This is a genomic window from Pseudomonas sp. PF05 (genome assembly GCF_056521845.1).
Genome location: NZ_JBWLPW010000036.1, coordinates 1 through 25,602, shown reverse-complemented (window position 1 = coordinate 25,602; position 25,602 = coordinate 1). Strand labels below are relative to the sequence as shown.

The following is a 25,602-nucleotide window of genomic DNA, read 5'->3' as shown; positions in this document are numbered from 1 at the left end:
CTGCCCCTGACCGCCAACGGCAAGCTCGACCGCCGTGCCCTGCCGGCCCCCGGCCAGGATTCCCTGGCCAGCAAAACCTACGAAGCGCCCCAGGGCGACACCGAAATCGCCATTGCCGAGATATGGAAAGGTTTACTGCACCTGGACCAGGTCGGCCGCCATGACGGCTTCCTTGAACTCGGCGGGCATTCGCTGCTCGCCGTGCAACTGCTGTCACGGCTGCGGCGCAAGCTGGGCGCACGGCTGACGCTACGCGAACTGTTCGACGCGCCGACCGTGCGTGGCCTCGCCGCCCTGGTACACGCGGCCTCGCCCACCGAGGCCGTGTCGATTCCCTTGGCCAATCGCGCCGCACGCCTGCCGCTGTCCTTCTCGCAACAGCGGTTGTGGTTCCTCGATCACCTGGACCACGCGGCGGGCGCGGCCTATCACCTGCCGCTGGCCTTGAGCCTGAAGGGAACGCTGGACAAAACGGCGTTGCAAGCGACCCTCGACCGCCTGGTGGCGCGTCACGAAACCTTGCGCACGCGGTTCGAGCTGGTGGACGACGAGCCCTTGCAAAAAATCGCGCCGGCCGACTACGGCTTCCGGCTGGAGCAACAGGACCTGCGCGCCGTCGCCCCCACTGAACGCCAGGCCACGCTCGAACACCTCGGCCAGATCAACGCCACCCAGCTGTTCGACTTGCACAACGGACCACTGCTGCGCGGCCACCTGGTGCAATTGGCCGATGATGAACATGTACTGTTCATCACCTTGCATCACATCGTTTCCGACGGTTGGTCCAACAGCGTGCTGGCCCGTGAGGTCAGCGTGCTCTACAACGCCTTCACCCAAGGCCAGAAAGACCCGTTACCGCCCCTGGCGTTGCAATACGTGGACTATGCCGCCTGGCAACGACAATCCCTTGAAGGCCCGACGCTGCAAGCGCAGATCGACTTCTGGCGGCAGCACCTGGAAGGTGCGCCCGTGCTGCTGAACCTGCCGCTGGACCGTCCGCGCCCGGCAATCCAGCGTTATACAGGCGGCATCATCGAGTGCAGCTTTTCGCCAGCCCTCAGCGCCGACCTGCGCGCGTTCAGCCAAGCCCAGGGCACCACGCTGTTCATGGTATTGCTGGCCGGCTGGTCGGTGTTAATGAGCCATCTGAGCGGCCAACGCGACGTGGTGGTCGGCACACCGGTGGCCAACCGTCAGCGGCCGGAGCTGGAAGCGTTGATCGGTTTCTTCGCCAACACCCTGGCGCTGCGAGTCATCACCGAGCAAGACACTCGCGTCGACGAACTGCTGGGGCGAATCAAGGACCTGACCCTGGCCGCCTACAATCACCAGGTCCTGCCTTTCGAACAGGTGGTGAGCGCCCTGCAACCGACGCGCAGCATGAGCCACAGCCCGTTGTTCCAGGTGATGTTGAGCCTGGACAACACGCCACCGGCACCGTTGCAATTGCCTGGGCTTGAGGTGCAAACCCTGGCGAGCCCCCACAACACCACGCAGTTCGACCTGTCACTGTCCCTGATCGACAATGGCGAGCGCATCGGTGGCAGCCTGCAATACGCCAACGACCTGTTCGACATTGCCACCGTGCAGAATATCGCCGGATTGTTTGCCAAGGTCCTGGAAAACCTGGTGAGCGATCCACAGCAGTCCATCGGCCAGTTGTTGCAGAACACCCCGCCGCTGGTGCGCTCGGCCAATGCCATCGTCCAACCCGTCATCGCTGAGGACGGTCCTGCCCCGCTGCCTTACGAAGCGCCCCAGGGTGACACCGAGATCGCCATCGCGGCCCTCTGGCGGGACCTGTTCAAACAGGAGCGGATCAGTCGCCATGACGACTTCTTCAGCCTCGGCGGCATTTCGCTGATGGCGGTGCAAATGGCCTCTCGCCTGCGCAAAGTCCTGGGTAAACCGATCGCCGTGCGCGACCTGTTCGTCGAGCCGACCATCGCCGGTTTCGCCCGAACCCTCGATGGCCAGTCACGGCCGGGCGCCCAGCGCAATCTGGTGCCGATCCGCCGTACCGGTTCCCAGCGGCCGTTGTATCTGGTCCATCCTCTGGGCGGTGAGGTGCAATATGCGCGGGATCTGGCACCGGTGCTCGATCCCCAGGTACCGGTTTATGGCTTGGCCGCCAGTGGCTTGGTGGCAGGCGAGGCACCGCTGTCCGATGTACCGGCCATTGCGACGCGTTACCTGACGGCCATCCGCCAGGTCCAGCCGCAAGGTCCGTACCGAATCGCCGGTTGGTCGGCCGGTGGCCTGATCGCCTATGAAATGGCGCGGCAACTACAGGCCGGTGGTGAAGTTGTAGAGTTCCTTGGCATCATCGATGCCTCGGCCCGCCCGGATCCGATGCCTGAACAATCGATCAGTGAAGCGCAGTTCCTGATGGCCTGGCTGCCCGAGGGGATCGATCCTGATCTGCTTCGGCAACTGACGGCGCTGGCGGAACACGCCGCCATCGAGGCGATGCTGGCGCTGTGCATGACCCATCGCCTGCTACCGGAGGAGTTGCCCCACGACATCGACGCCGCCCTGCTGCGCATTCATCTGGAAGTGGCTTATCGGATGCGACTGGCCATCGGCGCCTACGTCAGCCCACCCAGCCCGCTCAAGGTGTCGCTGTTCACCGCGAGCGAACAGCAACGCAGCGACCCGACCCTGGGCTGGCGTGGGTTGCTGGCCGATCAGGTGAGCGTGACGGCACTGCCTGGCACCCACAACACGTTGGTCAAGGCGCCCTATGTGGCCAAGCTGGGCGAAGCGATTTCCCTAGCCTTGAAAACCGCTACGGTGTCATAACAGCCTTGGGCTGCCCCGCGAGCAATTCGCTGGGCAGCCGATGATGTGCAAGCTGACCCATCGTCATCGCGAGCAGGCTCGCTCCCACAGGTTTCACCCCTGATCCGCGGGCCAAAATGTCCCCGTTTTCCGCTACAGACGTTTCCTACCTGCAACCGCTTAAATAACCCCTCAAGCTGAATCGTTTCTGTGGACGGAGTCCACAGGCGATGTCCGGTCGCCCGCCCATCAGGATTTTCACCCACCGCACGATCACTCTAAAAGGGAGCCTTATGCATGTGATCATTACGGCCATCGGCTCAGCCGGTGACGTTCACCCATTTATCGGGATCGGCCGCACCCTCGCCGCACGTGGGCATCGGATAACCTTTTGCGCCAGCGCGGCGTTCGCGCCGGTAATCGAGCGCTGTGGCTTCAAGTTCCTGCCCTTGGGTACCCGCGAGGAATATCAAGCGGTCATGGCTGACCCGGCGTTGTGGCATCCGCGCACGTCACTGCCCACCCTATGGAAAACCGTCGGCGGTACATTGCACGAGCAGTATCGGCTACTGGAGCAAGCGTGTGACGACGACACCGTCCTGTTGGGCTCGTTGTGGGCGTTTTCCGCGCGCCTGCTGCAGGAAAGACACGGCGTCCCCCTGGTCACCGGCCAGGTCACACCGTTCGCCATCTGGTCGCCCCTCGCGCAACCCGTCCAACCACCTGGAACGAACCTGCCGGCCTTCGTACCGTATCCCTTGAGGCGCCTGCTGCTGGGGGTCATCGAGCACACGTTCCTCGATCGGCTCATGAAGCCTGAGCTCAACGGCTTTCGCCGCGAATTGGGCTTGCCCCCGGTCAAACGCATCATCAGTCAGTGGATCTCCTCGCCAGACCGGGTATTGGGGTTGTTTGCCGACTGGTTCGCCCCAATCCAACAGGACTGGCCAGCCCAAACGGTATTGACCGGGTTCCCGTTATTCGATGAGTCCGGCTTCGAGGCGCCAGACACTGAACTGGAGGATTTCTTGAGCGTGGCCCCGCCGGTGGTGTTTACCCCGGGTTCAACGACGGTCAATGCCGAACAGTATTTCGCCGCGGCGGCGAAAGCGCTGAAGTTGATCGACCGCCGCGGCGTATTCCTCACCCGCCAGCCGGTCGACCCGTCGTTGTCCAGCGACGGCAGGATCCTGGTCAGGCCTTACGTCCCCATGAGCCGCATCCTGCCCCACACCTCGACCCTGGTGCATCACGGCGGCGTCGGCACCACGGCCCTGGCAATCGCCGCCGGGGTGCCACAGATCACCACGCCCTTTGCGCACGACCATTTCGACAACGCCGCGCGAATGCAACGCCTGGGGTGCGGCTTGCAGGTGTCCACGCCGGCCTCTGCCGAGTCACTGGCCACGGCCCTGGACACGGTGCTGAACAGTCCTGACGTGCGCGCCAGTTGTGACCGCTACAGCAAGTTGATGGCCAGTGGTGACAGCGCCCGCGAAGCGGCAGCGCTGCAAGTCGAGGCCATCGCCCGCAGAGCCGCCATCTATCACGTCGCGTAATCACGATTCGATGAGTGACCTGTGGCGAGGGGATTGTCACTTTTCTCAAGTGAACGGCATCACGGCCTGACGGCATCTTTTTTTCATTCGCTTCATCGGGCCAGCGGATCGGCCCACGGAGAACACCATGACCCAGACCCTGCCCGCATCGAGCGCAGAGCACGTACTTTACCCCCTCACCATCCCGCAACTGGATATCTGGCTGGACCAGGTGCTGCATGCCGACAGTCCGCTGTACAACATCGGCGGCTATGCGCGCATCAACGGCGCGATCGACGCCACGTTATTACAGGTGTCCTTCAATCAGGTCGTCAACGGCCACGATGCCCTGCGGATCCAGCTGGTGCCCGGCTCCAGCGAGCACCCGCTGCCGCGCCAACGCTTCCTGGGGCCGGTCGACGTCCCGCTGGCGGTACACGACGTGTCGGGGCATGCCGACCCGGAGGCCAGCGCATTGGCCTTGCTGCAGGCCAAGCTGCAAACCCCGTTTTCCTTTGACGATGGGCTGCTGATGCGCGCGGACCTGGTCAAGCTCCGGGAAAACCTCCACTACTGCTTCGTCAATTGCCATCACCTGATCATCGATGGTTGGTCCTTCGCCATGATCGGCCGAGCAGTCAGTCAGGCCTATACCGCACTGCACGACCAGGCGCAAAACGTGGCAACGGCACCGACCTACCAAGCCTATGTCGAGCAGCAAGCCGCCAACAAAGACTCGGCTTCGTTCCAGCGCCAACGCCAATACTGGCTGGAGAAATACCGCACGCTGCCCGAGCCCCTGCTCGCGCCACGTCACCCGGGTCGATTCGACCAGCGCCTGGCGCCCAGCCAGAACCATGCCTGGCGCTTGCCCCGGGCGCTTTACAACCGTCTTGGCGATAACGCGAAGGCCGCGGGCCAGGCGACGGTCTTCCACGTCATGCTCGGCGCGCTGTACAGCTACTTTGCGCGCACCGAGCAACGGGATGAAATCGTCATCGGCCTGCCCATCCTCAACCGCGCCAATGCCGCACACAAGGCCACGATGGGCTTGTTCGTCGGCATGAGTCCGGTACGCCTGAGCCTGGGCACCGACCTGAGCTTCAGCGAGCTGGTCGGCAAGATTGCCTTGACGCTCAAGCAGGATTATCGCTACCAGCGCTTTGCGCTGAGCGAACTGAACCGCGAACTCGGCTTGCAGAACCTGGGCCGGCGACAGCTGTTCGATGTGGTGGTGTCCTACGAACAGGACCAGGACACCTGGTACGGGACAGCGCCGGCACAGCCGGTCAAGCTCAGCAATGGCTACGAACAGATGCCATTGGCGATGCACGTGCGTGAGTCCGCGCCGCAAGACGATGTGTGGATGCACTTCATCTACAACGAGGCCTATTTCGACGCGCCGCAGATCGAGGCTTTGCAACAACGCTTCATGAACATCCTGGCGTGCGTGGCCGCTGATTTCGAGGTGTCTGTCGCCGCCCTCGACCCGCTGCCGTCCACCGAGCATCAGATGCTGCAGGAATGGAATCGCACTGACGTCGACTACCCCAAGGATGTGCTGCTCCATCAATTGATCGAAGCCCAGGTCGTCGCGCGCCCCGAAGCGATCGCGGTGCGCTTCGCGGACCAGGCGCTGACTTACGACGCACTGAACCGCCGGGCCAATCGTCTAGCCCACGCCCTGCTGGAAAGCGGGCTGGGTCGGGACGACCGCGTGGCCATCTGCATGGACCGCAGCCTGGAAATGGTGGTCGGCTTGCTGGGCATTCTCAAGGCGGGGGCCGCCTACGTGCCGCTGGACCCAGGCTATCCGGCCGATCGCTTGCGCCACATGCTCAGCGACAGCGCGCCCAGTGCCCTGGTCACAAGCCAGGAATTATTGGCGAGCCTGCCCGCAGTGACGATACCCGTACTGTGCCTGGATGCCGAACCTGAAGCGCTGTCTCGACAACCGGAACACAACCCGGACGCCGCTGCGCTCGGCCTGACGCCTCGGCACTTGGCCTACGTGATCTACACCTCGGGCTCCACCGGTTTGCCCAAGGGCGTGATGAACCAGCACGACGGGGTCGTCAATCGCTTGCTCTGGGCCCGCGATGCCTATGGGATCGATGAACACAGTCGGATCCTGCAAAAGACCCCGTTCAGTTTCGATGTATCGGTCTGGGAGTTTTTCCTGCCGTTGCTCAGCGGCGCACAGTTGATCGTCGCCGCCCCCGACGGGCACAAGGACCCGCGCTACTTGATGGACATCATGGCAAGCGCCGGCATCACACTGTTGCATTTTGTCCCGTCGATGTTGCAGGTCTTCCTCGACCAGGTTGAACCGCAGCGCCTGACGACACTCAAGCAGGTGCTGTGCAGCGGCGAGGCCTTGCCCCATACCTTGCAGAAGCGCTTTTTCGAATGTTTGCCGACGGTGCAGTTGCACAACCTTTATGGCCCCACCGAAGCGGCCATTGACGTGACGGCATGGCATTGCCGGCCCGATGCGCACGACGGCATCGTACCGATCGGCCGACCAATCGCGAACATCCAGATGCACGTCCTCGATGCAAACCTGCAATTGCTGCCGCCGGGTGTGGCCGGCGAGCTGCACATCGGCGGCATCGGCGTCGCGCGGGGTTACCTGAACCGTCCCGAACTGACCGCTGAACGGTTTATCCAAGACCCCTTCCACAGCGATCCCCGAGCCCGGCTGTACAAGACCGGCGATCTCGGACGCTGGCTGCCCGATGGCAGCCTCGAATACCTCGGACGCAACGATTTCCAGGTGAAGATTCGCGGCCTGCGCATCGAATTGGGCGAGATCGAAGCCCACCTGCTCGCCTGTGAAGGTGTCAAGGACGTGGTCGTGATCGCCCGCCAGGAAGCCGGTGATGCCTACCTCAACGCCTATTGGGTGAGCGAGCCCGGAAGCTCGCCATCCCCGCAAGCGCTGCAGCAAACCTTGCGCCAGCAAGTGCCCGACTACATGGTGCCCAGGCACCTGGTCGAGCTTGGGCAGTTCCCGCTGAGTGTCAACGGCAAGCTCGACCGCAAAGCCCTGCCCGAGCCAACAGCCATCCAGGGCAGCGATACGACAGCGCCACGCACGACGCTGGAGCAGACGCTCGCCGAGCTTTGGCGGGAAAACCTCAAGCGCCCGACGCTGGGTGTGCACGACAACTACTTCATGTTGGGTGGCGACTCCCTGAAAGTCATCCATTTGCAGATCCATGCTCGTGAACAAGGCATTGCGCTGACATTGGCACAGGTCTACCAGTACCCGACCATCGCCCAGTTGGCCGAGGTTCTGCAAGCCGGGAAAATGCCGGCAATCGAGTGCGCCCCCCTGACCCATGTGAAAGCTTTCGCCCAGGTTCCGCCGGCGATCCGCCTGTCCAGCGAAGGCGTGTTCGATGACGTGTTTGCCGCTTCGCAGTTGCAAGTCGGGATGATTTATCACTCGATGATGCACCCGGACTCGGCGATCTATCACGACATCTTCCGCTACCGCTTGCGCCTGCGTTGGGATGCGCCGGCCTGGAAGCGGGCCTGTGACGCCTTGATCCGGCGTCATCCGGCCTTGCGCATGTCGTTCGATATCGGTCACGCCGAAGTGCCTATGGCCCGGGTGCACTCGACAGTCGAGCCTGCCGTGCACGTCATCGATGTGCGCCCGCTGAGTCCCGAGGCCCGGGCCCAGGCCATTGCCGCCTACGTGGAGGAACGCAAGCGCTACCGCGAAGATTGGCAACGGGCACCGCTGTACCAGTTCAGCGTGTTCGTCGCGCAGGACGAAATCGACCTGGTCTTCAGCTTCCACCATGCGATTCTCGACGGCTGGAGCGTCGCCACCTTGATGCGCGACCTGATCACGCTCTACACCTCGGCGCCTGGCACCGACGCACTGCCTGCCCTGAGCACCACGCCGGCTGACTTCGTGGTCCTGGAGCAAGAGGCCACGGCAACGGATACCCACCGCCAGTTCTGGCGCGACTACTTGCACGAGGCCCCCGCCGCCGCCATGACCAGCTGGATTCACGCCGTGGCGCCAGACCCGACGCCGTACCGCTCGGCCTACCGGGAACTACCCGCCGCGGACCTGGCCCGCCTCGAAGCGTTCTGCCAGGCCCATGACCTGCCATTGCGCGCGGTCCTGCTGGCGGCCCACGGTTTCGCACAAGCGATCATGTCCAACCAAAAGGAAGTGCTGTGTGGCGTGATCAGCCATGGCCGACCGGCCTTCGAAGATGCCGCCTCGGTCCTGGGCCTGTTTCTCAACACCCTGCCGGTACGTTTCAGCAACCAGGGTCAAAGCTGGCTGGAGATGATCCGGGCAGCAATGGCCCAGGAACAACAGGTGTTTGCCCATCGGCGTTATCCATTCGCGTTGATTCATCGCGAGACCGACGTCGCCTTGAACGTGGTGTTCAATTACGTCGACTTTTACGTGCTCAAGGACCTGCTGACCCAAGGCGAAGAGATCCTTATTGATTGGGAAACGACAGAAGCGAGCAACTACGATTTGCTGACTACCTTGGGCCGCCACCCGGCCAACGGCTTGCTAATGCTGAAGATGGACTACCGCACCGCGCGAGTCGCTACGAGCCAGGTCGAGGCCTATGCCGATTACCTGCTGCGCACGCTGGAACTGATGATCGCCGCGCCTGAGGCTAAACCGGCCATACCGGCCTGGCTGCCGTCCGTGGAGCAAACCACACCAGAAGCCGCTACGATCTTGCCACACGACAACCTGTCAACCCTGTTGCTGAACAGTTTCGCGCGCCATGGCGAGCAGACCGCCGTGAGTCTTGGCCAGGCTCGTCTTTCCTATCGCCAATTGCAGGACGCTTGCGCCCAACTGGTGAGCTGGTTGCACCGGCAGGGTATCGGACCGGGGGATCGGGTCGCGATCATGATGCCCCGCTCGCCCGACCTGATCGTCGCCTTGATCGGTGTCGTACAGGCCGGTGCCGCGTACGTTCCGATCGACCTGAGCTATCCGAACGAGCGCATCGAGCTGATTCTTGAAGACTCGCAGCCGCGCCTGGTGCTATTCGCCGATGCGTCGGCGAGCCTGGCGATGACCCTGGCAGGCCAGGTCGATACGCGCCATTGGGACAGCGTAGTGGCCGGTTTCGACGACAACCTGGCCCGCGATCACCAACGGGTAGCGACCATTGCCGCAGGTGTTAGAGGGGAAGACAACGCCTACGTGCTCTATACCTCGGGCTCGACCGGCCGTCCCAAGGGCGTGGCCATGCCGCACCAAGCCCTGACCAATATGATCCTCTGGCAGAACCGCCAGCAGGCACAGGACGTCAGTGGGCTGAAGACGCTGCAATACGCGCCCATCTCGTTCGACGTTTCGTTCCAGGAAATTTTCTCGACCCTGTCCAGCGGGCATGAGCTGGTGATGATTGACGAAGGGCTGCGCTATGACTTCATCCGCTTGCTGAGGTTTATTGACGCGCATGCGGTGAATCGCCTGTTCCTGCCCTACGTTGCCTTCCAGGGTTTGGCCGAAATCGCCACACAGCTGGGTATCCACCCCGCCTCGCTGCGCCAGATCAACGTCGCCGGCGAGCAACTGAAAATCACCGCCGAAATCCGTGACCTGATCGATCGCCTCGGCGATTGCCGGGTCGAGAACCACTATGGCCCGACCGAGGCCCATGTGGTCACGAGCCTACGACTTGAAGGTCCCTCGGCAAGCTGGCCGAGCATGCCGCCGATCGGCACGCCCATCGACGGAGTACGCATGCATATCCTCGACGCGACGGGCAATCCTTGCCCGGTCGGCGTGATGGGCGACCTGTTCATCGAAGGCGCCTGCCTTGCCAATGGCTACTGGAATCGCCCCGACTTGACCGACGAACGCTTTATCTATCGCCAGCTCGAAGGCCAGACCCGCCGCTTGTATGAAACCGGCGACATCGGTTTCTACCTGCCTGGGGGCGACCTGGTATACCAGGGCCGTAGCGACGCCCAAGTCAAGATCCGGGGCTACCGCGTCGAGCTCGGCGAGATCGAAGTGGCCATGCTCGGCGCCGTCCGGTCCAGAGCCGACATCCAGCAGGTGGCGGTCATCGACAAGACGGCAACCGATGGCAGCCGTTACTTGGTGGGATTCGTCCAGGCCATGCCGGGCCGCGAGCCGGACCTGAATCAACTCAAGGCGCAAATGCGCCTGGCACTGCCCGACTACATGGTGCCGACCACATTGGTCAGGATCGCGAAGCTACCGCTTGGCCCCACGGGCAAGATCGACCGTCAGCGCCTGCAGAAGATCGAAGTCCAGACCACCTTGCAGCGCCCCTTCATTGGCCCCCGCAATGCCATGGAGGATCTGCTGCAAGCCTACTGGCAAGAAACATTGGACCTGGACAGCATCAGCATCCACGACAATTTCTTCGAGCTGGGAGGCAATTCGCTCAAGGCGGTACAACTGGTGGCCATGCTCGCCAAACATCAAGGCCTGGAACCTTCGCTGTCGGACTTTATCCAGGCGCCGACCATCGCCGAATTCGCCCAAGTGCTGCAACAGACCGAAACCGGACACCCCGACGCCGGCGCGCTGGTGGACTTCAAGAATGCCACGCGCGGGCCGACGTTGTTCTTGGTCCACCCCATCGGCGGGCATGTGCTTTGCTACGCGGCATTGGCGCGGGTACTCAAGGACCAGGTCCACCTGTATGCCCTGCAAGCGCCGGGTACCTGGGATGCCCGTGAACCGTTGCAATCGGTGCAGGCCCAGGCTGTGTACTACGCGGACGCCATCGAGCAGGTCGCCCCTGAAGGCCCCCTGAATATCGGCGGCTGGTCCTATGGCGGCGTCGTGGCGTATGAGCTGGCGAGCGAGTTGCAGAGGCGCGGACGGCGCCTGCATAACGTGTTCCTGCTGGATACCATCGTGCGCGTCAGGCAGGGCGAGGTGCAGATAGAACGCAGCGAGTTCATGAACTGGTTCATGTGGGAACTGCTCAGCGGCGACGGGCAGAAGGAATACGCCTACCACGCCCTGGATTTCTCCTCCCAGGACGACCCGCAGGCATTCGCGGCGATACGGCAGCACGGCATCGACCAGGGCATTTTCGACGAGACCATCACCCTGTCGACACTCGATCAGCTGTTCCGCGTGTTCCATGCCAACTGGCAAGGGCTGCTGGACTATCGCTTCCCGCCCTTGGATCTCCCCATCACCCTGTTCGCGGCGGACGTCGAGTTGCCCGATGTGTTGCAAGCCCCCCACGAGCTGGTGGGCACCGCCTTCCGCGACCCGTACCGCGGCTGGCGCTCGATTGCGCCGCACGTGCAGCGAGTCGCCGTGGAGGGTGACCACCTGACCATGATGCGCGAGCCGCACATTGAGCGAGTGGGCCAGTGCATCCTGTCGCGGATGGACCTGGCCCGGGCCAGGAACGCCGAATCCATGAGCGCACTGGCTTAACCAAGACCGACGATCACGGGGCGGATTGACGGTCCCGCTTGACTCCCATCGCCCGGTCGTTCCGGGCCGATACAGGTGAAACAACATGACAGCACTCAGAAAAGCCATTGTCGCCGGCGCCGGGATCGGCGGGCTGACCGCCGCCATCGCGCTGCAGCGCGCGGGCTGGCAGGTCAAGGTCTTCGAAGCGGCGCAGACACTGCGCACCGGTGGCACCGGCCTGTCCGTCATGGCCAATGCCATGGCGGCGTTGCACTCGATTGATGCCCATGTCCCGGTGGAACAGGCCGGCCAGGTGATCCGCGACTTCTTCTTCAAGAAACACCAGGGCGATGCCATTACCCGCATGCCGATCCATGAGATCGGCGAACAGTTGGGCCATCCCAGTGTGAATATCCAGCGCCCGCTACTGCTACGTGCACTGGCGCAGCAGCTCGCACCCGATACCCTCACGACAGGGTTGCGCTGCACGGGGTATGACCACCGCCCCGATGGCGTCGTGGTGCGGTTCGAAGACGGCAGCCTTCAGGAAGCGGATCTGTTGATTGGCGCCGATGGCCTGAACTCGGTGATTCGCCAGCAGATGCTCGGCCAAACCCCAACCCGCCCATCGGGTTATGTCGCCTGGCTGGCGGTGGCGCCCTTCAGCCACCCGGTCATGACCGAAGGCTACGTGGCGCATTACTGGGGACGCGGCAAGCGCTTCGGGCTCTGCGATGTCGGCGACGGCCAGGCGTATTGGTGGGGCACCTGCAATCACGAAAACGCGGCGGATGCCGCCTTGAACATCAGCAAGCAAGAAGTGCTCGCGGCCTATGCCGGCTGGGCACCGGAAGTCGTGGCGGCCATCGAGGCCACCCCCGAGAGTGCCCTACTGAAAATGCATGCCCGGGATCGCCATCCCGTCGAGCAATTCTGCGAGGGACACGTGGTGCTCTTGGGCGACGCGGCTCACCCCATGCTACCCAGCCTGGGCCAAGGTGCCGCACAGGCGATCGAGGATGCCGTGATATTGGCCGATCGATTGGCGCAAACGCCGGACCTGCGCACCGCACTGCTGCATTACCAGGCCCATCGGCACCCCCGGGCCAACGGGATCGTCAATGCCGCGCGCTTCATGAGCGGCATCGAGCAAGCCGAGTCGACCCTCGCCTGCTGGCTTCGAGAATGGTATATGCGCCTGACACCGCAGAGCAGCTTGCGCAAAAAAAACATCGACATCCTCTCGTTTAAGCCCTGCGCATGAACCGCGCGAACGGCCACTGAGCGACATGGGCTGGACGGCGTGGGACCCCCTCCCGTTAGTCGCCCCCCTAAAGCGCCAATGACAAAAAGCGACTCCTAGATAGACAAAAAGCGACACATACCGACAGAAAAATCGAGAAATGAGAAGTTTTCACCATACTGGGAATCCAGGTTCCGGACATGTCTGCCAGATGCTTCCTACATTGATGATTCTAAAAAAACAGGCATCCCGAAACCAAACCCAGAACACAACCTTTTAATTTAACTGGATATTTTTCCTGGAATCGCGCCAAAGCCTGGCCGCGCAGCAATCGTTGCCAGGGGAAAAACCTTTGGTCCAACGTGTTTTTTTGCTCGGAGGTATCACAAACCAACACCCACTGGCCGGCCCGGAATGTCCCTGTTTTCCCTTACAGACTTTTCCTACATGGAAACGCCTAATAGCCCTACCGGCTAAACCGTTTAAGTCAATAGGTTCACAAGACCGGCATTGACTCCGAGTATCAAATCCAGAAGAGGCTTCAACTTTCTCGAAACCGTCGGATTTTTTCCGTCAACATCAGCGATGCGGAGCCTTTTCGAGTAAGCAGGAATAAGGACTATGAATCGACATGCGCGTATTGGGGGTGCAGAAAAGTCGCACCTCTACGTAGAGCTAGGAAAGCTGATTTCAAGTGTCGGACACGAAAGTTTCTTGACCAACATGCACCAGATGATCGAGACATCAGTGCCTGTCAGTCGCCTCGAATTGAGTGAATGGACAGCCGACGACACCCAGTCGAACGTCCTCGATGTACAGCTGTTGGGGTATGCGGGTTCGGAAAAAAGCGCGCACATGCAATCCCCCTGCCCCACCACGGCGATACGGCGCAACGATCACCCCTTGGTGAAAAGAGTGCTGGAGGTGGATGACGCCCTGCTGATCCATCTGAACGCACGGATGAAGGACGAAAGAGGCAACGACTGCCTCGGTACGTCCCACCAGTGCATTCTGATTTCGCGCAAGGCCAATCGCCGCTGTGTGATTTCGTTGCAACGCCCCCAGGTACAGCGCGACTTTTCCCTCCAGGAACTGTCCTTTCTGAAATACCTTTCCGAAACGCTGCTGCCCTTGGCCGAGCGTCATGCGCACCTCAATCGCCAATGTTTCAAAGCTTCTGGCAGCGCTACGGGCCATCCGCTCGATGCCGCTGAACAGACCCAATTGCAGCGCGATTTCAATGATCGGTTGAGCCCCTGCGACGTGACCCTTTCGGTGCGGGAAAAAGAAGTCTGCCTGGGCCTGCTGGCCGGGGGCACCGTGCCGGAGATCGCGGAAAAACTACAGGTCAAGAACAGTTCCATCGAAACCTACCTCAAGCGTGCCGCCGCCAAGCTGGGCGTGAGCGGGCGACATGGGCTGGCGAAATGGATGATCGGATCATGACGGCTCGCCGCGCACGGCCCGCCAGAACCCGCCTGCCTGCGCCAGTGGGGTCCGGGCAGGCACCACAATGAGATAACGGTCGATGCATAAACTCTTGAGCCCCCTGGCGGTCGCGGCATTCATGTTGGGCGGTTGCTCGCTGATCCCGGACTACCAACGCCCCGACTCACCGGTCGCCGGGCAGTATCCGCAAACCTCGGCCTATGCCCCGGCCTTGTCGGGGCCCCTGGCGGCCGAACAGGGTTGGCGTGACCTGTTCCAGGATCCGGTGTTGGCGCAACTGATCGAAAGTGCGCTGGCCAACAACCGCGACTTGCGCGTAGCGACCCTGAACGTCGAGGCTTACCAGGCGCAGTATCGGATCCAGCGGGCGGACCTCTTCCCGGCGATCAGTGCCAACGGCACCGGTTCGCGCCAGCGCCTGCCGGCCAGCCTCACCGGAACCGGCGACGCGGCCATCAGCCGTTCGTATTCGGCAACCCTGGGGATCAGTGCTTATGAGCTGGATCTGTTCGGGCGCATACGCAGCCTCAGCGACCAGGCATCGCTGATCTATCTGTCCAGCGAAGAAGCCCGCCGCAGTAGCCAATTGAGCCTGGTGGCCAGTGTGGCCAGTGCCTACCTGACCTGGCGTGCCGATCAGGAGTTGCTGGCGTTGACCCAAGACACGCTGCAGTCCTATGAGCAGAGCCTGCGCCTGACCGAACGCAGTAACCAGGTCGGCACCGCCTCGGCATTGAACCTGAGCCAATCGCGAACCTCGGTAGAAAGCGCCAGGGCCAGCCTGGCCAAGTTCCAGCGCCAAGTCGCCCAGGACCTCAACAACCTCACGTTACTGGTCGGCACGTCGGTCGCCGATGACCTGCCCGGCCGCCCATTGTCATCGGACCTGCTCAGCGAAGTACCGGCGGGCCTGCCTTCAGACTTGCTGCAACGCCGGCCGGACATCCTAGAGGCCGAGTACCTGCTGCAATCGGCCAACGCCAACATCGGCGCGGCCCGTGCCGCGTTTTTCCCGAGCATCAGCCTGACCGCCAACGCGGGCAGTTCCAGCAACGAGCTGTCCGGGCTGTTCAAGGGCGGGTCGGGCAGTTGGACGTTTCAACCGCAGATCAATTTGCCGATTTTCAACGCCGGCAGCCTTCGGGCGAGCCTGAACTACTCGAAAATCCAGAAAGACATCCGTGTGTCGCAATACGAGAAAGCCATCCAGACCGCCTTCCAGGAAGTCTCCGATGGCCTGGCGGCACGCAAGACTTATAAAGACCAGTTGATCGCCCAGCGCGACCTGGTGCAAGCCAACCAGGATTACTACCGCCTGGCGGAGAGGCGCTATCGCATCGGCGTGGACAGCAGCCTGACGTACCTCGATGCCCAACGCTCGCTGTTCAGCGCCCAGCAAACCCTGATCGTCGACCGGTTGTCGCAGCTGCTCGCCGAAGTCAACCTGTACAAGGCTCTGGGCGGGGGTTGGGTAGAACGCACAAGCAACGTGACTGTGAGGTGATTGCAGATGGGGACATTCGAACCCGGGACACTGGTGCGCTTACGCTCGGGAGGTAAGACGATGGTGGTCAAACATTCGTCGTCCATTTCCCAGATGCCGGATACATTGCTGCTCCTGTGCGAGTACCGGGCCAAGAATCGCCTGGTGCAGGGCTTCTATGCGACACGCGACCTCATCCCGGCTGTCGGCAACTCGGACACCGAACGGTCCTAGACCCGCAGCGAGGCTACTTTTGTGGCGAGGGGTTCGGGCTTCAGACCGTACGCGAATACTGAACCGTCTGGTCCGCCCCCAGGTACGCGTCGAAGGCCATGGCCACGTTGCGCATCATCAATTGCCCCTGGGGCAACAACACCAGCGCGTCGTCACGAAGGTCCAGCAACCCATCGCGCACCAGCTCCTGAAGCCGGTCCAGGGCATCGGCGAAGTACTCGCTAAACCGAATGCCATGGGCGCTCTCGATCCGGCCGAAATCGATGCAGCCATGACACATCAATTCGCTGATGACCTCGCGCCGCAGGCGATCGTCATCGCTTAGCCGATAGCCACGTTGCACCGCCAGCAGGCCTTGATCCAGCCGGGCGTAATACTGGGAAAGCTCCTTGACGTTCTGGTTGTAGCTGTCGCCCACCTTGCCGATCGAAGACACCCCCAGGCCAATCAGGTCGCAGTCGGCATGGGTGGAATACCCCTGGAAATTGCGCTGCAGGCTGCCCTGGGCCCGGGCGCGTACCAGTTCGTCATCCGGCAAGGCAAAGTGGTCCATGCCGATATAGACGTAGCCAGCTTCAGTCAGGCGATTGATGGTCAACTCCAGCAACTCCAGCTTGCGCTCTGGCGGCGGCATGTCTTCTGGCCGGATCATCCGTTGCGCCCGCACCCGTTGCGGCAGGTGGGCGTAGCTGTAGGCCGCGATCCGATCCGGACGCAGGGCGATGATCTTGCTCAAGGTGACATCGAAACTGGCGATGGTCTGCAACGGCAGGCCGTAGATCAGATCGACGCTGACGGACTTGAAGCGCGCCCGGCGCGCGGCCTCCACCAGTTCCACAACCTGGGCTTCGCTTTGCACCCGATTGACGGCGATCTGCACCTGGGCATCGAAATCCTGGACGCCAAAGCTCAGGCGGTTGAACCCCAGCTGGCGCAGGCCTTGGATCTGTTGCGCATCGATGGTCCGCGGATCGACCTCGATGGAAAACTCATGGGCGTCGCTGTCGTCCATGTCGAACGATTGGTGCAGGCAGTCCATCAGGTCGGCCAGTTGCTCATGGGTCAAGTACGTCGGCGTGCCCCCGCCCAGGTGCAGTTGAGTCAGTTTGCGCGAGCGGTCGAACAAGGCCGCCTGCAGGGCAATTTCGCGCTTGAGGTAGGTCAGGTATTCGACGGCGCGATGGGTCTTGCGCGTGATGATCTTGTTGCACGCGCAGTAATAGCAGAGGCTCTGGCAGAACGGGATATGGATGTACACCGATAACGACTTGGGCAGCGGCGCCTGGTTACTGCGCTGGGCAGCCTGCTGGTATTCGTCCATGGCAAAGGCCTGGTGGAACTGCGGCGCGGTCGGATAGGAGGTGTAGCGCGGCCCCGGACGGTCGTATTTTTCCACCAGGGCACGATTGAAACCGGATGCAGCATTCATGATGGGTTCAACTTTTCAAAAGGGTGTGGGCCTGTGTCATCCAGTCCTGGGTCGAACAGATTGCAGATCGCATCGACGCTCAAGCGCCCGGCGGGCAGGATGCCGATAAACCGGCTCGACAGTTCGATCAATCCTTGGTCATGCAACGCTTCCAGCGACGGCCAGACGAATGCGAAATACTCGCGAAACACCAGGCCGAAGCGTGCCTCGATGGCCGGGATATCCAGCTCCAGGTCACAGGAAAGCTGCTCGGTCACGCAGGCCTTGACCTGATCCTGCGCTTCACAGCGCCAGCCGCGACAGACCGGCAACTGCCCGGCGTCCAGCTGTTGGCAATATTGATGCAGGTCGTCGGTGTTCTGCACGTACAGGTGCTCGATCTGAGTGATGGCCGACAAACCGAAGCCCACATGATCACAGCAACCGTGACGGGTAAAACCCTGGCAATTGCGATGCAGGCGTCCGTGCTCCTGGGCCACCGCCAGGTCATCGTCGGCCCTGACAAACTGGCCCAGGCCGATGTAGTGATAACCGGCGCCAATCAGTTGCTCGCAACAGATCCGCCACATGGCATCCTTGTCGACCGGGCTGCAAAAATCACCGGCCACCCCGGCGTTCTTCGAGCGATAACGATAAGGCGCGCGGGCATAGTCGAAAACGTGCAACCGGTCCGGTTCCAGTTCGATCAGCGTCGCCAGTTTCAGGGCGAAGCTGTCGGGTGTCTGCCAGGCGTGGCCGTAGCCCAGGTCAATGTTGATGGAGCGAAAACCAAACGTGCGCGCCGCATCGATCAGCGAATGGATCGGTGCCGGGTTCTGGTAGCAATCGACCGACAGGTCGCTGTCCACGCCAATGTCGGGGACGCCGATGCTGACATGGGTGAACCCCTGGTCACGGATCAGGCCCATGGTCGACCAGTCCGTGTGGTGCAGGTCCACCTCGATGCTGTGGTCGCCGCCGTCGTATTCATTGAAGTCAAAGCGCTTGCGCAGGCCACTCATCAGCTTCTGCAGGTGTGCGATCACCGGTGTACCACCGGTCAGGCAAAACTGCTCGACGCGCCGCCCTGCGCCCAGGTGGCAACCAACCAAGCCCATCTCATACGTCAGGCGTTGCAGGTAGCCCTCGATCTCACCGCACCGGCAGTCGCTGGCCAGGGGCGAACACGACGCCAGCCGCAAGCGCGAAGGCAGGTGCACCGCCAGGGACAAGGGCCGTCGTTTCTGGCGGCTGCTGCGCAACCCTCGAAGCAGGTCGAGCGAACCGATGCCTGTGTGGAATCTACGTGTACCGACCGGACAATCGAAATCAGCCACCACAGGGGCACGTCCCGAGGGTCGCTCACCGAGGGTATGGAACGGGTCGAACATGACAATCTCCCAGTGGCTGTGCGCGAGCAGTTTGCGGGGTAACCCGCGGGGCCACCTTGACCTGTATCAAGCGCTTTGGAAGCACGCTGCCAGCGCTTACCAGGTGACGTAGAACATAGCCTTGGCCAGCAGCACGATCGCGACCATATGCAGGAACACACTGGTATGGATGATGCGCACGTAGCGGGCATTCATGCGCCCGCTCCTGAACAGCCACATGGCCCAGAGGAAATGCCCCAGCACACTGCCCGCCAACAGGATCTTGAGCCCCAGCAGCAAACCGAAGGATGACTGCAACGGTGACGAGAGCACCGGCCAATAGCGCAGCCAGACCATGCCAATGCCCGCGCCGAACAGCACCAGTAGCACCCACGGCATCAACTGCCGGGCGCGTTGGCTGATGCCTTGTTCCAGCAGCACCATGACCTTGACAGGCAGTTGCTTGCGAATGCTCTCCAGGAACAGGACTTCGAAGAAAACCGTGCCGATGAATATCAGCGCGGCAAACAAGTGCAAGGTCAGAAACAGCGGATAACTCATGAGCTTCCTCGGTCGCCCTCTTCAGCGGGGCGATGGTTTATTGGAGGTTATCGCGCCGTCCCCGAAGTGAGGTTGATGCCAATCAAGGAAACCCCCTGTCTGCCCCCCACAAAGGGGACATCGTTCGGCCTTGAAAGCGTCAACAAAACGTTTCCCATGCACAATTCCTACAGAACCGCTGATCAGTTAGTCCGGCTTTTTGACACTTTCCCCGATATGCGGTCACAACTTTTGCGCCTCCCTGGGTCATAACACCGAGGTCGTCGATGGAATGTTGGCGTCTACCTAGGTTCAAGCCTGATACGGAGATAAGCTCATGATTTTCAACGTACAAAATTTTGGCGCCAAAGGAGATGGCATCACGGACGACACGGCAGCCATCCAGAGTGCGATTGATGCGGCGGCCGCGGCCGGCGGTGGGCAGGTGTACATGCCGACCGGCACCTACATCGTGTCGGGGGGAGAGGAACCTTCCGATGGCTGCCTGATGCTCAAGAGCAATGTCTACCTGTACGGCGACGGCATGGGCCAGACGACGGTCAAGTTGGTCGATGGCTCCGACACCAAGATCACCGGGATCATCCGTTCTGCCTACGGCGAGGAAACCCACGACTTCGGCGTCAGCAACCTCACCATCGACGGCAACCGCGACAGCACCACCGGCAAGGTCGACGGCTGGTTCAACGGCTACATTCCCGGCGAAGAAGGCTACGACTCCAACGTCACCCTCGACAGCGTCGAGATCAAGGATTGCTCCGGGTACGGTTTCGACCCCCACGAGCAAACCGTCAACATGGTCATCAAGAACAGCGTGTCCCACGGCAACGGCCTGGACGGTTTCGTCGCCGACTTCCTCAGCGACAGCACCTTCGAAAACAACGTCGCCTACGACAACGACCGCCACGGTTTCAACGTCGTCACCAGCACCCACGATTTCACCATGACCAATAACGTCGCCTACGACAACGGCGGCAATGGCATCGTGGTCCAGCGCGGCAGCGAGGACATCCCCTCGCCCAGCAACATCACCATCACCGGCGGCGAGGTGTATGGCAACGGCGCCGAGGGGGTGCTGATCAAGCTCTCCAGCGAGGTGACCGTCAGCGGCATCGACATTCATGACAACAGCAGCGCCGGGATTCGTATCTACGGCAGCAACCACGTCGAGATCATCGACAACACCCTCAACAACAATGCTCTGGGCAGTGCCGTACCGGAGATCATCATCCAGTCCTACGACGACACCCAGGGCGTGTCCGGCAAGTACTTCAACGGCAGCGACAACCTCATCCAGGGCAACATCATCAGCGGCAGCGACCTGTCGACCTATGGCGTGGCAGAGCGCAACGAAGACGGCACCGACCGCAACGCCATCATCGCCAACACCATCAGCCACACCAGCAAGGGCGCCACGCTGGTCTATGGCGACGGCAGCTACGTCAGCGCCACGGTGCCCATGACCACCGTACAAGGTACCGCGGGCAACGACACCCTGCTCGGCAGCGCCGCCAACGAGATTTTCTACGGCGGCGCAGGCAACGACACCATCAATGGCGCGGCCGGTAGCGACATCCTCGTCGGTGGCGCCGGCATTGACAAACTCACCGCAGGCACCGGTGCCGATACGTTCCGCTTCGTCGCGCAGTCGGACAGTTACCGCAACGCGACCACCAGTTTCGATGACACCATCACCGACTTCGACGTCACCCAGGACAAGATCGATCTCGCCGGCCTGGGTTTCACCGGACTAGGCAATGGCCGTGGCGGCACCCTGCAGGTCAGCTACAGCGCCAGCAGCGACCGCACCTACATCAAGGACTACGACGCCGACGCCAATGGCAATCGCTTCGAGCTGATCCTCTCGGGCAACCTGACCAGCACCTTGACCGCCAGCAACTTCATCTTCAATCGGGTGGTCACCGGCACCAGTGGCAGCGATTCGCTGCTGGGTAGCGATGCGGCCGATACCCTGCTCGGCCTGGCGGGCAACGACAGCCTCAGTGGCGGCGCCGGCGATGACAAGCTCGACGGCGGTGCCGGCAAGGACACCCTCACCGGTGGTGCCGGGGCGGACACCTTCGTGTTCGCCAGCCGCCTGGACAGCTACCGCAACTACAACACCGGCGGCGTCAACCTGGGCGACCTGATCACCGACTTCGACATCAGCGCCGACAAGATCGACCTCTCCGCCATGGGCTTCACCGGCCTGGGGGACGGCAAGAACAACACCGTGTACCTGGTGCTCAACAGTGCCGGCACCAAGACCTACATCAAGTCCCTGGAGGCCGACGCCAATGGCAACCGCTTCGAAGTGGCGCTGGACGGCAATTACCTCAACACCCTGACCAGCGCCAACTTCGTCTTCGCCACCTCCTCGCCGACCAACCAGACACCCGTGGTGGCGACGCCGCTGCTGGACCAGAATGCCACCGAAAACACCCCGTTCAGCTACGTGGTGCCGGCCACCAGTTTCACCGATCCGGATAACGACAGCCTGAGCTACACCGCCAAGCTCGCCGATGGCAGCGCCCTGCCCAACTGGCTGACCTTCGATGCCGCCACCCGTACCTTCAGCGGCACACCACCCGACACCGCGTCGGGCACCTACGCCATCCAGGTCACCGCAACAGACGGCAGCAACGCCACCGTCAGCGACAGCTTTACCCTCGCGGTGCAGGACGTCCCCACCGCCATTGTGATCAATGGCACGCCGAACAACGACACGCTGACCGGCACCACAGCCAACGAGCAACTGTTCGGTGGCGCGGGCAACGACACCCTCGATGGCGGCGCCGGCAACGACATCCTGGTCGGCGGCACCGGGGTGGACAAGCTCACCGGCGGCGCCGGGGCCGATGTGTTCCGCTACACCTCCAAGCTCGACAGCTACCGCACCAGTTCCACCAGCGCCAGCGACCAGATCCTCGACTTCGACGTGGCCGCGGACAAGATCGACGTGTCGGCGCTTGGCTATACCGGCCTGGGCAATGGCAGTGGCGGCACGCTGCAGATGACCTACAGCGCCTCGACCAACCGCACCTACCTCAAGGACTTCACGGTCGACGCCAACGGCAATCGCTTTGAAATTTCGCTGGCCGGCAACCTGGCCGGCAGCCTGACGGCCAGCCACTTTGTCTTCGCCGACCAGAACACCCCCACCAACGTAGCGCCGGTCGTGGCCATTGCGCTGTTGGACCAGAATGCCAGTGAAAGCACACCCTTCAGCTACACCCTGGCCAGCAACAGCTTCACTGACGCCAACCAGGATGTACTGACCTACACCGCCACCCTCGCCAACGGCAACGCTCTGCCCGCGTGGCTGAGTTTCAATGCCACCAATCTGACCTTCAGCGGCACCCCGACCAGCACCGCGGCAGGCAACTTCGACGTATTGGTCAAGGCCACCGATCCCTCGGGCGCCTCGGTCAGTGACAGCTTTGCCCTGGCGGTGGCCGATGCGCCCGCCAACACCATCACCGGCACCAACAACGCCGAAACCCTCAACGGCACGACCGGTGCGGACCTGATCCTTGGCCTGGGCGGCAACGACACGATCAAGGCCGGCACCGGCGCGGACATCATCGACGGCGGTGTGGGACGCGACTCGCTGTACGGCGGCGACGGTGCCGATACGTTCCGCTACACCAACGGGCTCGACAGCTACCGCGACTACGACGCGGGAGGCGTCACGGCCACCGACACGATTTATGACTTCACCATCGGCGTCGACAAAATCGATGTCTCGGAGCTGGGTTTTCTCGGCCTCGGCGATGGCAGCAACGGCACGCTGTACATGACCTTGAACGCCGCCGGCGACAAGACCTACATCAAGTCCGCCGAAGCCGATGCCGACGGCAATCGCTTCGAGATCGCCCTCAGTGGCAACTACCTCAACACGCTCACCGCCAGCGACTTCGTCTTCGGCGAGCGTGCCCAGCAGGACATCCTCTACCTGCCGACCCTCGGCCAATCCAATGCACGCCTGCTGCGCATGACCGAGGACGACGACCAGTCCGGCACGTCGATGCTGGTCAATGACCTGGACCGTTACACCACCTACGACGTGCGCAGCCAGTTCACCGATGCCGATGGCAACGGCATCGACATCGCGGTGGGCGGCAGCACGGTCAACGGCCTGTCCACACTCAGCGCCGAGGAGCTCCAGCTGTGCTGGTGGTTGACCGACACCAACCAGCCCGGGCCGGCACTGTTGCGGGCGGTGACGTTGCTGCGCGACCAGCTCACCGAACTGCAGTCGATCGATAACGTCACCATGGGCATCATCTGGGGCCAGGGCGAGGAAGCCGCCCAGGAAATCGCCCGCGCCACCGACAAGGCGGCGGCAGCTGCGGCCTATAAGGCCGCGACCTTGAAGGTGTTCGACTACTTGCACGCCCAGTTCGGCAATTTCAGTGTGTACATGATGGAAACCGGTCACTACTCAGAGGACGCGGCCCGGGCGCGGGGTTATTCGGAAGAGAAAATCGCCTCCATCGTCGAGGGCGTCGGTTATGTCCGCGCCGCCCAGGAAGCCATCGCCGCCGAGCGCGCCGACGTCAAGCTGGCGGTGGACTACACCGACCTGCCCTTGCGCTACGAAGTCGACCCGCTGGTATACCCCGATGACGTCTGGCACCTGCACGAGGAATCGGCGGAAATCGTCGGCCAGCGCCTGGCGGACTACATTGCCGATGACCTGGGCTTGCAGGGCAATCCCGACGACAACAACAGCGTGCAGGACATCTTCGACAACGCCCAGAACCAGGGCGGGATGATCTCCGGTACCGACCAGGACGACACCCTGGTGGGCAGCTCGGGCAACGACACGCTGGATGGTGACCTGGGCGCTGACACCCTCACCGGTGGCGACGGCAACGACATCTACGTGGTCGACAATGCCTTCGACAGCGTGGTGGAAACCAACACCTCGACCGCGCAGATCGATACGGTGCAAGCCTCGGTCAGTTGGACCCTGGGCGCCAATCTGGAGAACCTGTTGCTCACCGGTGTGTCGGACATCGACGGCACCGGCAATGAACGGCGCAACTTCATCACCGGCAACGCCGCCAATAACGTGCTCAACGGCGCCGCAGGGGCCGACAGCCTGAGCGGTGGCGATGGCAACGACACCTACTTTGTCGACAATGCCGACGACAGCGTGATCGAGACCAACAGCAATACGGTGACCGGCGGGATCGACAGTGTGCACAGCAGCCTGGCGGCCTATACCTTGGGCAACAACGTCGAGAACCTGTATGTCGATAGCACCGGCGCCGCCAATGGCACCGGCAACGCGCTGGACAATACGCTGTTCGCCGGCGCCGGCAACAATGTGCTGGATGGACGCGATGGCATTGACACGGCCAGCTTTGAGCGCGCCCTGTCCGGCGTGACCGTCAACCTCTCGACGTCGGCGCAACAGAACACCGTGGGGTCTGGGCTCGACACCTTGAAGTTCATCGAGAACCTGAAGGGAAGCGCCTACGCCGACACGCTGTCGGGGAACAGTGCGGCGAACGTCCTGGACGGAGGGGCCGGCAACGATACGCTGGTGGGTGGTTCGGGCGATGATCGGTTGATCGGCGGCGCTGGCACCGACAATCTTACCGGTGGCACTGGTGCGGACACCTACGTGTTTGGTGCGCTGTCGGACATGGGCGTCGGGGCCTTGCGCGATGTGGTCAGCGGTTTCAAGAGCGCGGAGTTCGACAAGTTGGACCTCACCGGCCTGGACGCCAACCCGCTGACCGCCGAAGTCGACGCCTTCACCTTCATCGGCAGCAACGCCTTCGACCCCACCAACGCCACCGGTCAACTGCGCTTCGCCGATGGCATCCTCTCCGGCAGCACAAACGCCGACGCCACCCCCGAGTTCGAATTCGAACTGGTCGGCGTCAAGGAGCTGCACGCCAGCGACTTCACCGCCTGAATGCCCCCCTGAGCAGGCTTGCCCGCAATAGCGGCGGCACATTCAGCAAGGATGCTGACTGACACACCACCTTCGCGAGCAAGCTTTGCTCCCACAGGGGATTTTTGTTGGCCGGGAAATCCCAGGCGGGCACCGATCCAAACGGTGGGAGCAAAGCTTGCTCGCGATGACGGCGGCACATCCAAC

12 protein-coding genes are annotated in these 25,602 nt (G+C 62.2%); 8 read left to right on the top strand and 4 right to left on the bottom strand.

Annotated elements, in window-relative coordinates; genetic code table 11:
- The 7 genes from AC09SL_RS29220 to AC09SL_RS29190 form a co-directional block, all read left to right on the top strand.
- Positions 1 to 2,802 (top strand): condensation domain-containing protein (locus AC09SL_RS29220; RefSeq protein ID WP_479571973.1); only part of this gene is annotated, 2,802 nt, incomplete at its 5' end.
- Positions 2,803 to 3,074: 272 nt separating this feature from the next.
- Entirely contained in the window at positions 3,075 to 4,340 is a 1,266-nt protein-coding gene (locus AC09SL_RS29215) for a glycosyltransferase (RefSeq protein ID WP_058542629.1), read from the top strand.
- Positions 4,341 to 4,467: 127 nt separating this feature from the next.
- Positions 4,468 to 11,757, top strand: a complete 7,290-nt coding sequence (locus tag AC09SL_RS29210) for an amino acid adenylation domain-containing protein (RefSeq protein WP_058542630.1) — start codon at positions 4,468 to 4,470, stop codon at positions 11,755 to 11,757.
- 85 nt (positions 11,758 to 11,842) lie between these two features.
- Positions 11,843 to 13,003, top strand: a complete 1,161-nt coding sequence (locus tag AC09SL_RS29205) for an FAD-dependent monooxygenase (RefSeq protein WP_058542631.1) — start codon at positions 11,843 to 11,845, stop codon at positions 13,001 to 13,003.
- A gap of 600 nt (positions 13,004 to 13,603) precedes the next feature.
- Positions 13,604 to 14,428, top strand: a complete 825-nt coding sequence (locus tag AC09SL_RS29200) for a helix-turn-helix transcriptional regulator (RefSeq protein WP_058542632.1) — start codon at positions 13,604 to 13,606, stop codon at positions 14,426 to 14,428.
- An 82-nt stretch (positions 14,429 to 14,510) separates the two neighbouring features.
- Positions 14,511 to 15,935 carry an AdeC/AdeK/OprM family multidrug efflux complex outer membrane factor gene (adeC, locus tag AC09SL_RS29195; protein ID WP_058542633.1) on the top strand — a complete coding sequence of 475 codons (1,425 nt, stop codon included), beginning with the start codon at positions 14,511 to 14,513 and terminating at the stop codon, positions 15,933 to 15,935.
- A 60-nt stretch (positions 15,936 to 15,995) separates the two neighbouring features.
- Positions 15,996 to 16,148 carry a hypothetical protein gene (locus AC09SL_RS29190; RefSeq protein WP_413468819.1) on the top strand — a complete coding sequence of 51 codons (153 nt, stop codon included), beginning with the start codon at positions 15,996 to 15,998 and terminating at the stop codon, positions 16,146 to 16,148.
- A 40-nt stretch (positions 16,149 to 16,188) separates the two neighbouring features.
- Here the strand turns inward: AC09SL_RS29190 and hemN are convergent, their stop codons facing one another.
- The 3 genes from hemN to AC09SL_RS29175 form a co-directional block, all read right to left on the bottom strand.
- Positions 16,189 to 17,577 carry an oxygen-independent coproporphyrinogen III oxidase gene (gene hemN / locus AC09SL_RS29185; RefSeq protein WP_058542635.1) on the bottom strand — a complete coding sequence of 463 codons (1,389 nt, stop codon included), beginning with the start codon at positions 17,575 to 17,577 and terminating at the stop codon, positions 16,189 to 16,191.
- Positions 17,574 to 18,947: an oxygen-independent coproporphyrinogen III oxidase gene (locus AC09SL_RS29180; RefSeq protein WP_058542636.1), complete on the bottom strand. Its 1,374-nt coding sequence runs from the start codon at positions 18,945 to 18,947 to the stop codon at positions 17,574 to 17,576. The genes hemN and AC09SL_RS29180 overlap by 4 nt, the downstream gene beginning before the upstream one ends.
- Before the next feature lie 96 nt (positions 18,948 to 19,043).
- Entirely contained in the window at positions 19,044 to 19,487 is a 444-nt protein-coding gene (locus AC09SL_RS29175; RefSeq protein ID WP_058542637.1) for a CopD family copper resistance protein, read from the bottom strand.
- A gap of 316 nt (positions 19,488 to 19,803) precedes the next feature.
- Here AC09SL_RS29175 and AC09SL_RS29170 point away from each other — a divergent pair, with 316 nt between their 5' ends.
- The gene (locus AC09SL_RS29170; RefSeq protein WP_058542638.1) at positions 19,804 to 25,416 is read left to right on the top strand and encodes a putative Ig domain-containing protein; all 5,613 of its coding nucleotides are present in this window, start codon (positions 19,804 to 19,806) and stop codon (positions 25,414 to 25,416) included.
- Here AC09SL_RS29170 and AC09SL_RS29165 read toward each other — a convergent pair.
- Positions 25,406 to 25,602: hypothetical protein (locus tag AC09SL_RS29165; protein ID WP_479571972.1), on the bottom strand; the 197-nt coding region annotated here is incomplete at its 5' end. The two genes, AC09SL_RS29170 and AC09SL_RS29165, sit on opposite strands and share 11 nt — an antisense overlap.

Excerpts from the sequence above, each read along its gene's own strand:
- AC09SL_RS29215 (WP_058542629.1), top strand. The coding sequence starts at position 3,075 with ATGCATGTGATCATTACGGCCATCGGCTCAGCCGGTGACGTTCACCCA.
- AC09SL_RS29210 (WP_058542630.1), top strand. The coding sequence starts at position 4,468 with ATGACCCAGACCCTGCCCGCATCGAGCGCAGAGCACGTACTTTACCCC.
- AC09SL_RS29205 (WP_058542631.1), top strand. The coding sequence starts at position 11,843 with ATGACAGCACTCAGAAAAGCCATTGTCGCCGGCGCCGGGATCGGCGGG.
- AC09SL_RS29200 (WP_058542632.1), top strand. The coding sequence starts at position 13,604 with ATGAATCGACATGCGCGTATTGGGGGTGCAGAAAAGTCGCACCTCTAC.
- adeC (WP_058542633.1), top strand. The coding sequence starts at position 14,511 with ATGCATAAACTCTTGAGCCCCCTGGCGGTCGCGGCATTCATGTTGGGC.
- AC09SL_RS29190 (WP_413468819.1), top strand. The coding sequence starts at position 15,996 with ATGGTGGTCAAACATTCGTCGTCCATTTCCCAGATGCCGGATACATTG.
- hemN (WP_058542635.1), bottom strand. The coding sequence starts at position 17,577 with ATGAATGCTGCATCCGGTTTCAATCGTGCCCTGGTGGAAAAATACGAC.
- AC09SL_RS29180 (WP_058542636.1), bottom strand. The coding sequence starts at position 18,947 with ATGTTCGACCCGTTCCATACCCTCGGTGAGCGACCCTCGGGACGTGCC.
- AC09SL_RS29175 (WP_058542637.1), bottom strand. The coding sequence starts at position 19,487 with ATGAGTTATCCGCTGTTTCTGACCTTGCACTTGTTTGCCGCGCTGATA.
- AC09SL_RS29170 (WP_058542638.1), top strand. The coding sequence starts at position 19,804 with ATGATTTTCAACGTACAAAATTTTGGCGCCAAAGGAGATGGCATCACG.